This is a genomic window from Streptomyces sp. NRRL B-1140 (assembly GCF_001280065.1).
Lineage (GTDB): Bacteria > Actinomycetota > Actinomycetes > Streptomycetales > Streptomycetaceae > Streptomyces.
On sequence record NZ_LGEA01000115.1, the window covers coordinates 1 to 13,757 of the forward strand.

Consider the following 13,757-nt stretch of genomic DNA (forward strand, 5'->3'; position numbering starts at 1 on the left):
CACCACTCCCGCGAGGTCGGAGCCGATGATGTGGTACGGCAGGTCATGGCGCTTGGCCAGGTCGCTGGTGCGGCCGTAGCGCTCCAGGAAGCCGAAGGTGGACAGCGGCTCGAAGATCGAGGTCCACACCGAGTTGTAGTTCACCGACGAGGCCATGACGGCCACCAGGGCCTCGCCCGGGCCGAGCTCGGGCAGCGGCACCTCGTCCAGGTGGATCGACTTGCGGGGGTCCTTGTCGCGGGTCTCGAGGCCCGCGAACATCTCCGTCTCGTCCTTGTGCACGGTGATCGCGCGGTACGACTCGGGGAGCGGGAGGGCGGCGAAGTCCTCCGACGTGGAGTCGGGCGACTGGATCGCGGCCAGGATGTCCTTAACGGTCACGGTGTTGCCTCCGGCGGTGAGCGCCCTGAGGGAGGGGCGCCGATGGGTTCGTCGGTGCTGCTGAGGGTTGAGGGTGTGCCGTCGGTTCGGCGGTGGTGCTGATCGGCAGCGCTGGGTGGCGCGGGAGGTTGCCTGTGACGCAGGCGCCGGGCGGACGAGCGGGTGAGCTCGCTGGGACGTCGTCCGGACTCCTTCAACGTATGACACCGCGTGTCACCCCGCAAGGCACTGAGTGCCAGAACTTGGCCTCAGATGAAATCTTTACGTAACAAATGAGCGATGATCGATCGAACAGGCTCGGCAAGGGCCTGCAAAACGGCCTCTGACATGCCAAAACGGCCACCCCGAAGGGTGGCCGTCATCACATGGCTGAAGGGGGCTCAGCGCTCCTTGAGTGCCTGCTCGATGGTCCGCATGACCTCGTCCAGCGGGGCGTCGGTGCGGGCGACCGTCACCAGCACCTCACCCTGCGCCGAGGCGGTGGCCACGGCCGGCTGCGGTTCCGTGGAACGCCCGGCCCCGATGCCCGTGCCGAACGTCTTGCGCACGATCGCGAACGCGTGGTCCAGCTGCGCCTCCACGTCGCCCTGGCCGCCCGCGCGCAGCCAGCGGCGCAGCACGTGGTTGTGGGCCGTGACGACCGCGGACGCGGCGACCTCCGCCAGCAGCGGGTCGTCGTTGGCGTCGTCGGCGTGCGCCCGCTCGTCGAAGTGGCCGAGGAGGTAGCGGGTGAACAGGCGCTCGTAGCGGGCCACCGACGCGATCTCCGCCTCGCGCAGGGTGGGCACCTCGCGCGTCAGCTTGTAGCGGGCGACCGAGATCTCCGGCCGCGCCGCGTACATCCGCATGACCTCCTTGATGCCACGGCACACCGTGTCGAGCGGATGCTCGTGCGCGGGCGCCGCGTTGAGCACCGCCTCGGCCCGGATCAGGGTGTCGTCGTGATCGGGGAAGATCGCCTCTTCCTTGGAGCGGAAGTGGCGGAAGAAGGTGCGGCGGGCGACGCCGGCCTGGGCCGCGATTTCGTCGACGGTGGTCGCCTCGTACCCCTTGGTCGCGAACAGCTCCATCGCGGCGGCCGCCAGTTCCCGGCGCATCTTGAGCCGCTGGGCGGCGGCGCGGGAGCCGGCGGCACTCTCCGGCGCGTCGGCCGTGGCCGGGGTACGTGAGGACTTGGCGGGCTGGGGCATGCCCTGAACGTACTGCATGTGCGCAGCTCGCCGCGCGTGGCCCGGTTCTTCCCCGGTGTCCGGGGACGGGCCGGGGGCGGCCCGCCCGGCCGGGTGGAACCGGTCCGGGCCGAGCAGGCCACCCCACTCCGCGCCGGACCGGAACCAGTCGCCGGGACGCTCAGCGCTTGGCATATTCGCGGAAGCCACGGCCGGTCTTGCGGCCGAGGCAGCCCGCGGCCACCAGGTGCTCCAGCAGCGGCGCCGGAGCGAGCCCCGGGTCGCGGAACTCGCGGTGCAGGACCTTCTCGATGGCGAGCGAGACGTCCAGTCCGACGACGTCCAGCAGCTCGAACGGACCCATCGGGTAACCGCCGCCGAGCTTCATCGCCGCGTCGATGTCGTCGAGCGAGGCGTAGTGCTCCTCCACCATCTTGATCGCGTTGTTGAGGTACGGGAAGAGCAGCGCGTTCACGATGAAACCGGCGCGGTCACCGCAGTCCACCGGGTGCTTCCTGATCCGGCCGCAGACCTCGCGGACCGTGGCGTGGACGTCGTCGGCGGTCAGCACCGTGCGCACGACCTCGACCAGCTTCATGGCCGGCGCCGGGTTGAAGAAGTGCATGCCGATCACGTCCTGCGGGCGCGAGGTGGCCCGGGCGCAGGCGACGACCGGCAGCGAGGAGGTCGTGGTGGCCAGGATCGCGCCCGGCTTGCAGACCTTGTCCAGGGCCGCGAACAGCTGCCGCTTGACCTCCAGGTCCTCGGCGACCGCCTCCACGGCCAGGTCGACGCCGGCGAAGTCCTCGTAGGTGCCGGTGGCCGTGATGCGGTCCAGGGCCCCGGCGGCCGCCTCGGCGGTCATCCGGCCCTTGTCGACCGAGCGGGACAGGGACTTGCCGATCCGGGCCTTCGCGGTCTGCGCCTTCTCCGCGCTGCGGGCGGCGAGGACCACCTCGTACCCGGCCTTGGCGAAGACCTCGGCGATACCGGAGGCCATGGTGCCCGAGCCCGCGACACCCACCGAGCGGATCTCCCGCCCGGGGACCAGGTCGCCGCCCTCCAGCGGGGTCAGCGCGTCCCGCACGACGGTCGCGCTGCCCGGCGCCTCGTAGGTGTAGAAGCCACGCCCCGCCTTGCGGCCGGTCAGACCCGCCTCGCTGAGCTGCTTGAGGATCGGGGCCGGCGCGTGCAGACGGTCGCGGGAGGCGGCGTACATGGCCTCCAGGACCGTGCGCGCGGTGTCGACGCCGATCAGGTCGAGCAGCGCCAGCGGGCCCATCGGTAGTCCGCAGCCCAGCCGCATCGCGGCGTCGATGTCCTCGCGGGAGGCGTACTTCGCCTCGTACATCGCGGCCGCCTGGTTGAGGTAGCCGAACAGCAGGCCGTCCGCGACGAAACCGGGGCGGTCGCCGACCGCGACGGGCTCCTTGCCCAGGTCGAGCGCGAGGTCGGTGACCGCCGTGACGGCGGCCGGCGCGGTCAGGACCGAGGAGACGACCTCCACCAGCTTCATGGCCGGGGCGGGGTTGAAGAAGTGCAGACCCAGCACCCGCTCGGGGCGGGAGGAGTCGGCGGCCAGCCGGGTCACGGACAGGGCGTTGGTGCCGGTCGCCAGGATCGTCTCGGGGCGCACGATCCCGTCCAGCTCCCGGAAGATCTGCTGCTTGATCTCGTACGATTCCGGGGCCACCTCGATGACCAGGTCGGCGTCGGCCGCGGTGCGCAGGTCACCGGAGGTGCGGACACGGCCGAGGATCTCGGCGCGCTCCTGCTCGGTCAGCCGGCCGCGCTCGACGCCGCGCGCGGTGGAGGCCTCCAGCGCGGCCACGCACTTCGCGGCCTGGGCCTCGCTGATGTCGATGCCGACGACCGTGCGGCCGGCCTTGGCGAGGACCTCGGCGATGCCGGTGCCCATCGTGCCGAGGCCGACGACGGCGACGGTCTGCAGCGTGGACTGGGACGGGTCGGAAAGGGGAGAGGCCATCGCGGGACTCCAGGATGAGGGTGACGACGGGGAACGCGCTCCGGGTGCGCCGAAGGGGGCCCGGCGGGAGCCGGACCACGGGCGCACCGGGTGCGTGATGAGTGCGGGTGCTGGCCGGGCTGCGAAGCGCACACGCCCGGTGCCGCCTCCACGGGCGTGCACACGCCCGGGATGAACGGTGATTCCGACCGGCCCTGTCCCGGGGCCGAGCCGTACTGCGGTACCTGAGGCACCGAACCGACTGCTCCCGCGACAGCCGCGTCACCAGACCGCCGCGAGGAAATGCGAGTGGGTAACTCGCTCGTCTGAGCTTAACCGGCGGGTAACGAGCGCGCCAGCCCCCGGGTTTGTGATGTACGTCCCGCCCGGCTCGCGACGCCCCTAACCTCTGAGGCATGGACGAAGAGTTGCGATCACTCACGGAGCGCTTACGGAAGGAGTCGGGGGCACCGCCGGCGTTCGAGCGGCTCGTGGCGACCGACGACCTCGACGCCCTGGCGGCGACGCTCACCGAGCCCGGGCAGCACCTGTGGGCGAGGGAGCTGGCGGCGTTCCGGCTGGGGCTCGCGCGGGACCGGCGGGCCTTCGAGGCCCTGGTGCTGTTGCTCAACCACCGCGACCCCCCGCGCTGTGCCTCCGCCGCCCACGCCCTCGCCCGGCTCGGCGACCCGCGCACCGCCCGCGCCGCCGCAGCCCTCGCCACCAACGAACTGCGCGTCGCCTACGCCCTGCACCCGGTGCGGCTCCTGGTCGAGCTGCGCGCCCCCGAGGCGGTGCCCGCGCTGATCACGACGCTCGAACGGCGGCTGCGCCCGCACGACCCGTACCGGCGGGTGGCCCTCGCCTGTGTGGACGGGCTCGGTGCGCTGGGTGACGTCCGGGCCGCACCCGTGTTGAACGAGGCCCTCGCGCATCCGGCACTGGCCGAGGCGGCGGTGCGGGCGCTCGGGCGGATCCCGAGGCAGAGGTGACGTCAGCGGTCCAGGGGCCTGGCGTACCGCACCTCGGGAACGGTGACCCCGTCCACCTCGAAGGGCTCCTCGGCGCCGTCCGCGCTGAAACCCGCCCGCTCGTAGAACCGGCGGGCCCGGTCGTTGTCCCTGAGCACCCACAGCAGGAGACGGCCGTGGCCCGCGGCGGAGCAGCGCGCGACGGACTCGGCGAGCAGCGCCCGCCCGGCCCCCCGGCCCACCTGATCCGGGTGGACGTAGATGGCGTACAACTCGGCGTCCTCCGTGAGGGCCTCGCCCTCTCGGTACGGCCCGTGGCAGGCCCAGCCGACGAGTTCGCCGCCGGGGTCCTCGGCGACCAGGTTCAGCACGCTGCCGTCACTGTGCGAGAGGTGCGCACGACGGCGCTCGGCGTCCTCCTCGACGCTGAGCCCGTCCAGGTACGACTGGGGGATCAGGCCCCGGTAGGCGCTGCGCCAGCCGCCGATGCGGATCTCCGCGACGCGGTCGCAGTCGGCGAGCGTCATCTCCCGTATCCGCACGCTCATGACGCGACCGGGGACGTGAAGCGGAAGCGGGCGGCTGCAGCGCAGCGGCCCGGGGCGGAAATGCTCGTCAGCTCACTCATGCGCCCATGGTGGACCATGGCTCCGACGGCGACCGCCCGCCCCCGACGGTGCGGCAGCGGCTCAGTGGCGGAAGCCGAGCAGGGCGTGCAGCACCGCGCCGTCGGAGGAGGCCGACGCCGCCCTGTCCGACGTCGTCGTGGGGGGCTTCGGTTCGGGCAGCGCGTCGCACACCGCGTCCGCCTCGCCGAGACCACGCGGCACCGTGCCGTCGGTCAGGTAGGCCGCCAGGTGCTTGTCCAGGCAGGCGTTGCCGCTCAGCGTGATGCCGTGGTTGCCGCCGCCCTGCTCGACCACCAGGCTGGAACCGGCCAGCAGGCGGTGCATGGTGACACCGCCCTCGTACGGCGTGGCCGCGTCGGCGGTCGCCTGGAACAGCAGCACCGGTGGCAGCTTGCCGTTCGCCACGTTCACCGGGCGCAGCGACTCCGTCGGCCAGAACGCGCACGGCGCGTTGTACCAGGCGTTGTTCCAGGTCATGAACGGCGCCTTCTCGTACGCCCCCCAGTTGTCCTTGCGCCACTGGTGCCAGTCACGCGGCCAGAAGGCGTCCCGGCACTGCACCGCCGCGTAGACGCTGTAGCTGTTGTCGTCGGCGGCGTCGATCGCGCCGAAGTCCTTGTAGGCCTCGACCAGCGGTTCGGCGTTCTTGCGGTTCACGTACGCCGCGAACGCCTCGGCCAGAGGGGGCCAGTACCCGTTGAAGTAGGCTCCCGGGAGGTAGGTGTCCTCGAGCTCCGCGGCGCCCACCCGGCCGCCCGCGGGCTTCCGGGCCAGAGTCGCCCGCATGGCGTACCAGGTGGCTTCGACCCGTTCCGGGTCGGTGCCGAGCCGGTACCGCGCGTCGTGCCTGGCGACCCAGGCCAGGAAGGCGCGGTGACGGTCGTTGAAGGCGTGGTCCTGGTTGAGGTTGGCGGTGTACCACACGTCGGTGGGGTCGGCGACCGAGTCCAGGGCCAGGCGCCTCACCCGCTGCGGGTACAGACCGGCGTAGACCGCGCCCAGGTAGGTGCCGTACGAGTAGCCGAAGTAGTTGATCTTCTGTGCGCCCAGGGCCTGCCGGATCGCCTCGATGTCGTGTGCGGCGCTGATCGTGTCGATGTACGGCAGCAGGTGCCCGTGTTTCCGGGTGCAGGCGGCCGCGAACGATTTGGCGCGTGCGAGATTGGCCCGCTCGGCCTCGGGTGTGCTCGGCACGGAGTCCGGGCGCACGGGGCCGAAGTAGCCGGGCTCGCAGTTCAGCGCCGGTCTGCTGGCACCCACTCCACGCGGGTCGAAGCCGATGACGTCGTACTGGGCCGCGACCTCCTTGGGCAGCGTGGCCGCGACGAAACCGGCGAGGGCGAGGCCGTCGCCGCCGGGGCCGCCGGGGTTGACCAGAAGCGGGCCCTGGAACCTCTCGGCGGTGTGCGGGACGCGGGACAGCGCGAGGGTGACCTGCCGGCCGTCCGGGTGCGCGTGGTCGAGCGGCACCTTGAGGGACGCGCACTGGAGCGACGGATACGCTGTGGTGCCGCACTTCCTCCAGCTGGGTTTCGCCGGGCGGGAGGTGCTTGCGGAGGGCGGTGCGCTCGCCTCGGCGGGCACGGCCGTGAGGCTCCCGGCCAGCGCGACGGCGGCGGCGCCGCACAGCACGGCTGCGCGTGTTCTCATGGCGGCCTTCCAGGACAAGGGGGCGTCGGACCGCGGCTCACAGTCCTCGCCGATTCGTCCCGGCATACGACGCCGGCGGAACGTGTTCCGTCCAGACTTGACCCGAATGGGTCGCGGGATGCGCTCGAACGCTCCTAAAGGAGCGACAGTTGGGTCGGCTCGGACGAGGGGGGCTCGGCCGGTCCGGGCGGCCGGGTCCGGCGCGGTATCTCCGCGCGCGTGGGACCGATGCCGTACTCCTCGGCGAGTTCGTGCACCTGGCGCGTGATCCGCCGCTGGTACCACTTCGGGGCGTAGGAGCCCTCCGCGTACATCCGCTCGTAACGGGCCACCAGGTGCGGGTGATGCTGCTCCAGCCAGGTCATGAACCACTCGCGGGCGCCGGGCCGCAGATGCAGCACCAGCGGTGTCACGGAGGTGGCACCGGAGGCCGCGATCGCCCGTACCGTGGCGCGCAGTTGTGCGGGGCTGTCGCTCAGGAACGGGATCACCGGTGCCATCAGCACTCCGCAGCCGATGCCGTGTTCGCCGAAGGCGCGCACGACCTCCAGGCGCCGCTCGGGCGCCGGTGTGCCCGGCTCCACGGTGCGCCACAGCTCCTGGTCGGTGAAGCCGACGGAGACGGAGATGCCGACGTCGGTCACCTGTGCCGCCTGTTCGATCAGCTCCAGGTCGCGCAGGATGAGGGTGCCCTTGGTCAGGATGGAGAAGGGGTTCGCGTGGTCGCGCAGGGCCGCGATGATGCCCGGCATCAGGCGGTAGCGGCCCTCGGCGCGCTGGTAGCAGTCGACGTTGGTGCCCATCGCGATGTGCTCGCCCTGCCACCGGCGCGAACCGAGCTGCCGGCGCAGCAGCTGCGGAGCGTTGACCTTGACCACGATCTGGCTGTCGAAGCCGAGGCCCGTGTCGAGGTCGAGGTAGCTGTGCGTCTTGCGTGCGAAGCAGTACACGCACGCGTGTGAGCAGCCGCGATAGGGATTGACCGTCCACTGGAACGACATCCGTGAGACCGCCGGCACCCTGTTGATGATCGAGCGGGCCCGGATCTCGTGGAAGGTGATCCCGCGGAACTCCGGCGTGTCGAAGGTACGCGTGACCACCGCGTCCGCGCCGAACAGCCCGGCATCGGCCCGGCTGTGTTCGGAGTCCACGGTGAGGTTCTCCCAGCGCATGACGCCTCCTCGGTAGCACTGACCACAGAATAGAACACATGTTCCCTTGATCGTGCGAGGGTGTTTTCCGAACGCGTCCGACCGGTTCGGCGACCCCGATTTGGGGGGCCGGGCGGCGGGGTGATTGGCTTGCCCCGACCCTCGAGCAACCAGGTCCTGGAGGAAAGCGATGGCGCAGGTCGAGGCCACTACGGAGCGGATCGTCGCGGCGGACGCGGAGACGGTGTTCGACGCCCTCGCCGACTACAGCGGCACCCGCGCGAAGCTGCTGCCCGAGCAGTTCAGCGAGTACGAGGTGCGCGAGGGCGGTGACGGCGAGGGCACCCTCGTCCACTGGAAGCTCCAGGCCACCAGCAAGCGGGTGCGCGACTGCCTCCTGGAGGTCACCGAACCCACCGACGGCGAGCTGGTCGAGAAGGACCGCAACTCCTCCATGGTCACCACCTGGCGGGTCACCCCGGCCGGGGAGGGCAAGTCCCGGGCCGTCGTGACCACGACCTGGACCGGCGCCGGCGGCATCGGCGGCTTCTTCGAGAAGACCTTCGCGCCCAAGGGCCTCGGCCGGATCTACGACGCGATGCTCGCCAGGCTCGCCGCCGAGGTCGAGAAGTAGTCCTCCCAAAAGGCGGACATCCGAGGGGTGTTGCCCGCCCCTCACCGGTTCGGGTGATCTCCGTGCGGTCCGCTCCTGTGCCGTAACTCGTCGCGCTTGCTCGTAGTTGTCGCTTTTACGCGGGAATTGCGCGGCAGCGCGACGAGGGGAGCGGTGAGTGGGCGGGATCACTCTGGCGCAGGACGAACCGGCGGTGGCACCTCCCGACACCCCCGTACCGCCGCCGGATCAGGACGGCGGACCCAGCCCGCGGCGGGTGCGGCTGATCTTCTTCGCGCTGATGCTCGCCCTGCTCCTGGCCGCCCTGGAGCAGATGATCGTCGCCACCGCGCTCCCGGAGATCGTCGGCGAGCTGCACGGCATGGACCGGATGTCCTGGGCGATCACCGCCTACCTGCTCACCGCCACCGTCGGCCTGCCGGTCTACGGCAAGCTCGGTGATCTCCTGGGCCGCAAGGGCGTGTTCCAGTTCGCGATCGTCGTCTTCGTCGCCGGCTCCGCGCTCGCGGGCCGGGCGCAGACGATGGACCAGCTGATCGCCTTCCGCGCCCTGCAGGGCGTCGGCGCGGGCGGCCTCATGACCGGTGTGCAGGCGATCATCGCGGACATCGTGCCGCCCCGGCGGCGCGGCAGCTACCTGGGCCTGATCGGCGCCGTCTTCGGTCTCGCCTCCGTGGCCGGACCGCTGCTCGGCGGCTACTTCACGGACCACCTCTCCTGGCGCTGGTGCTTCTACGTCAACGTTCCCGCCGGCCTGGTCACCCTCGCCGTCGTCGCCGTCGCGCTGAAGCTCCCCAAGCCGGCCGCGAGGGCCCGTTTCGACGTCGTCGGCGCACTGCTGCTGACCGCCGCCTCCACCTGCCTGGTCCTGCTGACCGGCTGGGGCGGTACCGAGTACGCCTGGGGCTCGCGGATCATCCTCGGGCTCGCGGCGGGTGCGGCGGTGTCCGCCGTCCTCTTCCTCGTCACCGAGCACTTCGCCGTCGAACCTCTCATCCCGCTGCGGCTGTTCAGGGACTCCGTCTTCAATGTCACCGGTCTGGTCGGTCTGGTGACCGGGGTCGGCCTGTTCGGCGCCGCCGGCTACCTGCCGACGTACCTGCAGATGGTCGAGGGCGCCTCCGCCACCGAGTCGGGACTGCTCATGCTGCCGATGATGGCCGGCATCGTCGGCGCCTCCATCGTCGTCGGCCGGCTCATCAGCCACACCGGCCGCTACAAGGCCTATCCGATCCTCGGCGCGGCCCTCTCCGTCGCCGGCACGGTACTGATGTCGCGGCTGGAGACCGGCACGCCCCGGCTGCACTACAGCATCTGGATGGCCGTCCTCGGGGCCGGCTTCGGCATGGTGATGCCGGTACTGATCCTCGCCGTGCAGAACTCCGTGCGCCCCGCCGACCTCGGCACCGCCACGAGCGCCAACAACTACTTCCGGCAGATCGGCGGCAGCGTCGGGGCCGCCGTCTTCGGCACCCTCTTCGCCGGCCGGCTCGCCGACGCCCTCGCCGAGCGCCTCCCCGCGGGCGGGGGCACCGCACTGCCGGACCCCGAGTCGCTCACCCCGCAGCTCGTGCACGCACTGCCCCCGGCCCTGCGCGACGACTACATCCGGGCGTACGCCGACGCCATGCCGCGGATCTTCCTCTACCTGGTGCCGGTGCTCGTCCTCGGACTGGTCATCGCCCTCTTCCTCAAGGAGAAACCCCTGGTGTCCCACCACACCTCCGTCACCGATCCGGCGCCGGGGACCGTCCCGGTACCGCAGGCCCGCGCCGCGTACGCCGCCGGTGTGCCCGTGTGCGGCTCGGTACAGCACCACGACGGAACCGTCGTGCCCCGCGCGGCGCTCACGCTCATCGACGTCACCGGGCAGCAGACCGGGCGCGGCGCGAGCGGCGAGGACGGGCGCTACGCGCTGGCCACCCCGGGCCCGGGGTCGTACGTGCTCATCGCCGCGGCCGGCGGCCACCAGCCGCAGGCGGTCACCGTGAGCGTCGGCGAGCGTCCCGTCGAGCTCGACATCGTCCTCGGCGGCGCCGGCAGCCTGATCGGCACCGTGGTCACCGCCGACGGCGCGCCCGTGCGGGACGCCACCGTCACCCTCACCAACGCCCACGGCGAGGTCGTGGCCACCACCCGCAGCGGCCGGGAGGGCGGCTACGTCATCACCGAGCTCGTCGCAGGCGAGTACACCCTCGCCGCCGGCGCCCCCGCCTTCCGCCCGGCCGCGCTCCCCGTCACCGTCCAGGCCGCCCGCGAGACCCGCCGCGACATCGAACTGGCCGGCGGCGCCGTGCTGCGCGGAACCGTCCGGGCGAGCGGCGGCCGGCCCGTGGAGGACGCGCGGGTGACGCTGCTCGACGTGGCGGGCAACGTCGTCGACACCCTCACCACCGGCGCCGACGGCACGTTCCGCTTCGTCGACCTGTCCTCCGGCGAGTACACGGTCATCGCGGCCGGCTACCCGCCCGTCGCCACCGTGCTCCAGGTCGCCGGAGGAGACCGCAGCGAGCGTGACCTCCAGCTGAGCCACGAGGACTGACCGTGTGCCGGGTCCGGGGAAGGAACGGCACCGGCGCGCGGGGGTCGTACGCCGGTGCGAGCCCCGCGCGGGCAATTCCCGCATTGCCTCACATGGCCGGCGGCGGTCGCCGTACGGTGGTGACGCCGGCACAGATCTTGCGTCCGTGGGGAGAGAGGGCCTGGCCATGGACCGTGGCATCGACAGGGCTGAGCAGGACGCGGGGAGGGAACCCGCCGAGCCCGGCCGCGTGCCCCTGGCCGTCGTCGTGGTCGACCGCGACGGCCTCGTCTCCCACTGGAGCCGCGGCGCGCGGCGCCTGTTCGGCGTCCCCAGGGAAGAGGCGATCGGACGCACCGCGCTCGACCTGCTCCCCGTCTCCGGCGCCCTGCCCGAACAGCAGGACTCCCTCGGACACGCCGCCGACGACGGCCCCGGCCCCGGTCTCGCGTCGTCCCTCGACAGCGGGCTCTCCTACCCGGCGGCGGGCCGCGCCCGGCTCACCGCCGCCGGGGACGCCCGGGTCGACGTCCTGTGGTGGGCCTACCCACTGGTCGGGCCCGGGCCCGAGCGGCTGCTCGTCCTGGTCGCCGGCACGGACGGTCTGGGCGCGGACGACGGGAGGTGCCGGCGGATCGCACCCGGCTTCGCCCTGCACACCGACTTTCCCGGGGCCCAGGAGCTCGCCCGCCGGCTCCCCGAGATCCTGCCCAGTATGAGCGTCGGGGAGAGCGCCCGGATCGTCGCGCAGGTCCTAGAACTCGGTTACCCGATCCTGGAGTTCAGCCAGAACGAACGGGTGCCCGTCACGCCCGACTGGGGTGTGGCCCGGCGCGCCGAGCGCCGGGCGCGCCGGGAACGGGCCGCGCTGGCCCTGGCGGCCGGTGAACCGCTGCCGCCGGAGCTGCGGGACGAGGGCGAGGACCTCGAGTACGCCGCCGTCCGTGAACGCCTGGAATTCCTCAACGAGGTCAGCGGACGCATCGGCACCTCTCTCGACCTGTCCCGCACCATCGTCGAGGTCAGCCGGGCCGTGGTACCCCGCTTCACCGACGTCGCCGGGACGTATCTGCGCGAACAGGTCGTCGCCGGCGAGGGGTTCGAGGACGGTGTGCCCGACACGACCACGATGTGGCACCGGGTCGCCCTGGAGCACACCGACGAACCGGGCCGCTGGGACGATGTCGTCCCCGTCGGCGAGGCCATGCCGTTCCCGGAGCACACGCCGTTCTTCCAGTGCATGACCAGCGGTGAACCCGTTCTCGTGCCGCGCATCAGCGAGGAGATGGGGCACGCCATCGCCGCGCAGTTCGACAAGCGCGACATCCGGCCCCTCATCACCGGCCGCTCGATGCTGGTCGTGCCCCTCAAGGCGCGTAACGTCGTGCTCGGCTTCATGATCCTGCTGCGGCACCCCGAGCGGCCCGTCTTCAACGACATGGACCGCGTCACCGGAGCGGAACTCGCCGCCCGCGCGGGCCTGGTGCTGGACAACGCCCGCATGTACACCTTCCAGGAGAACGTCGCCGAGACGCTCCAGGACAGCATGCTGCCGCACATCCCGCCCCGCATGGCCGGCTGCGACATCGCCACCCGCTACCTGCCGGGCACGCTGCTCGGACGGGTCGGCGGCGACTGGTTCGACGCGGTCAAACTGCACGGCGGCCGCACGGCGCTCGTCGTCGGCGACGTCATGGGCCACGGCCTGAACTCGGCGGCGATGATGGGCCAGTTGCGGACGGCCGTGCAGACCATGGCCGCGCTCGACCTGCCGCCCGCGCAGTTGCTGCGCAACCTCGACGACCTCGCCCAGCGCCTCGGCGACAGCTACCTGGCGACCTGCCTCTACGCCGTCTACGACCCCATCGCGGGCGAACTGCACCTCGCCAACGCCGGGCACATCCCGCCCGTTCTGGTCCGGGCCGCGGACGGCCGCAGCGAACTGCTGGACCTGCCCACCGGCGCGCCCATCGGCGTCGGGGGAGTGCCCTTCGAGGCGGTACGCGTGCGCGTCGAGCCCGGCGACCGGCTGGTGATGTGCACCGACGGGCTGGTCGAGGTGCGAGGCGAGGACATCGGCGTGGGTCTCGCGACGCTCTGCGAGTCGGCGGCGCACCCGGCCGCGTCCATGGACGACGCCTGCGACACCATCATCCGGGCGCTCAACACGAGGGGTGGCCGCAAGGACGACGTCGCCCTGCTGATGGCCCGTCTGGCCGGTATCGCGCCGGACGACGTGGCGGAATGGCGGCTCGCGCTGGACCCGGCCGAGGTGGGCCGGGCCCGCGCGGCGGTGCGCGAGCAACTGCACGACTGGGGTCTGGCGCAGCTGGCCGCACCGGCCGAGCTGATGGCCGGCGAACTCGTGACCAACGCCGTACGGCACTCCCGTGCCCGCCCTGTCGCACTGCGGCTGGTGCGCGGAGACACCCTGTTGTGCGAGGTGGACGACGACGACCACGAGCTGCCGACGCTGCTGCACGCGGGCCCGCTCGACGAGGCAGGACGCGGCCTGCGCGTCGTCAGCACGCTGTCCCGTGAGTGGGGGACCAGCCGGACCGAGGCCGGCAAGACGGTCTGGTTCGAGCTGACGCTGCCGCGCCGCTGAACACCTCCGGCCGAACGCGAAGCGACGCCGGGCGCCCGTGTTCTTGTGGCCGCGGCCCGGGCGCGGTACACCGTACT

Annotated in this window: 9 protein-coding genes and 1 pseudogene; 4 read left to right on the top strand and 6 right to left on the bottom strand. The window is 72.1% G+C overall.

Annotated features, from left to right (window positions below; translation table 11 throughout):
* The 3 genes and pseudogenes from ADK65_RS28090 to ADK65_RS28100 all read right to left on the bottom strand — a co-directional run.
* A pseudogene (locus ADK65_RS28090) lies at positions 1 to 381 on the bottom strand (crotonyl-CoA carboxylase/reductase); the annotation flags it as partial.
* Between the two features lie 380 nt (positions 382 to 761).
* Positions 762 to 1,571, bottom strand: a complete 810-nt coding sequence (locus ADK65_RS28095; protein WP_053673841.1) for a TetR family transcriptional regulator — start codon at positions 1,569 to 1,571, stop codon at positions 762 to 764.
* A gap of 160 nt (positions 1,572 to 1,731) precedes the next feature.
* A complete protein-coding gene (locus tag ADK65_RS28100) occupies positions 1,732 to 3,537 on the bottom strand; it encodes a 3-hydroxyacyl-CoA dehydrogenase family protein (RefSeq protein ID WP_053673786.1) in 1,806 nt (601 codons plus the stop codon).
* Positions 3,538 to 3,932: 395 nt separating this feature from the next.
* Between ADK65_RS28100 and ADK65_RS28105 the strand changes: the two genes are divergently transcribed.
* Positions 3,933 to 4,508: an adenylosuccinate lyase gene (locus ADK65_RS28105; RefSeq protein ID WP_053673787.1), complete on the top strand. Its 576-nt coding sequence runs from the start codon at positions 3,933 to 3,935 to the stop codon at positions 4,506 to 4,508.
* A 2-nt stretch (positions 4,509 to 4,510) separates the two neighbouring features.
* On the opposite strand, the gene ADK65_RS28110 is transcribed toward ADK65_RS28105, so the two are convergent.
* From ADK65_RS28110 to ADK65_RS28120, 3 genes are all read right to left on the bottom strand, one after another.
* Positions 4,511 to 5,035: a GNAT family N-acetyltransferase gene (locus tag ADK65_RS28110; protein ID WP_053673788.1), complete on the bottom strand. Its 525-nt coding sequence runs from the start codon at positions 5,033 to 5,035 to the stop codon at positions 4,511 to 4,513.
* 141 nt (positions 5,036 to 5,176) lie between these two features.
* On the bottom strand, positions 5,177 to 6,766 hold the full coding sequence (locus ADK65_RS28115) for an alpha/beta hydrolase (protein ID WP_053673789.1): 1,590 nt from the start codon (positions 6,764 to 6,766) through the stop codon (positions 5,177 to 5,179).
* A 134-nt stretch (positions 6,767 to 6,900) separates the two neighbouring features.
* Positions 6,901 to 7,938, bottom strand: coding sequence for an Rv2578c family radical SAM protein (locus tag ADK65_RS28120; RefSeq protein ID WP_053673790.1), 1,038 nt, complete (start codon positions 7,936 to 7,938; stop codon positions 6,901 to 6,903).
* A gap of 169 nt (positions 7,939 to 8,107) precedes the next feature.
* Here ADK65_RS28120 and ADK65_RS28125 point away from each other — a divergent pair, with 169 nt between their 5' ends.
* From ADK65_RS28125 to ADK65_RS28135, 3 genes are all read left to right on the top strand, one after another.
* Positions 8,108 to 8,551: an SRPBCC family protein gene (locus tag ADK65_RS28125; protein WP_053673791.1), complete on the top strand. Its 444-nt coding sequence runs from the start codon at positions 8,108 to 8,110 to the stop codon at positions 8,549 to 8,551.
* A 157-nt stretch (positions 8,552 to 8,708) separates the two neighbouring features.
* Positions 8,709 to 11,093: an MFS transporter gene (locus tag ADK65_RS28130; protein ID WP_053673792.1), complete on the top strand. Its 2,385-nt coding sequence runs from the start codon at positions 8,709 to 8,711 to the stop codon at positions 11,091 to 11,093.
* A gap of 166 nt (positions 11,094 to 11,259) precedes the next feature.
* Positions 11,260 to 13,680: a SpoIIE family protein phosphatase gene (locus tag ADK65_RS28135; RefSeq protein WP_053673793.1), complete on the top strand. Its 2,421-nt coding sequence runs from the start codon at positions 11,260 to 11,262 to the stop codon at positions 13,678 to 13,680.
* Positions 13,681 to 13,757: the final 77 nt, after the last annotated feature.

Coding starts and splice junctions, on each gene's coding strand:
- ADK65_RS28105 (WP_053673787.1), top strand. CDS start 3,933: ATGGACGAAGAGTTGCGATCACTCACGGAGCGCTTACGGAAGGAGTCG.
- ADK65_RS28115 (WP_053673789.1), bottom strand. CDS start 6,766: ATGAGAACACGCGCAGCCGTGCTGTGCGGCGCCGCCGCCGTCGCGCTG.
- ADK65_RS28135 (WP_053673793.1), top strand. CDS start 11,260: ATGGACCGTGGCATCGACAGGGCTGAGCAGGACGCGGGGAGGGAACCC.
- ADK65_RS28100 (WP_053673786.1), bottom strand. CDS start 3,537: ATGGCCTCTCCCCTTTCCGACCCGTCCCAGTCCACGCTGCAGACCGTC.
- ADK65_RS28095 (WP_053673841.1), bottom strand. CDS start 1,571: ATGCCCCAGCCCGCCAAGTCCTCACGTACCCCGGCCACGGCCGACGCG.
- ADK65_RS28120 (WP_053673790.1), bottom strand. CDS start 7,938: ATGCGCTGGGAGAACCTCACCGTGGACTCCGAACACAGCCGGGCCGAT.
- ADK65_RS28110 (WP_053673788.1), bottom strand. CDS start 5,035: ATGAGCGTGCGGATACGGGAGATGACGCTCGCCGACTGCGACCGCGTC.
- ADK65_RS28125 (WP_053673791.1), top strand. CDS start 8,108: ATGGCGCAGGTCGAGGCCACTACGGAGCGGATCGTCGCGGCGGACGCG.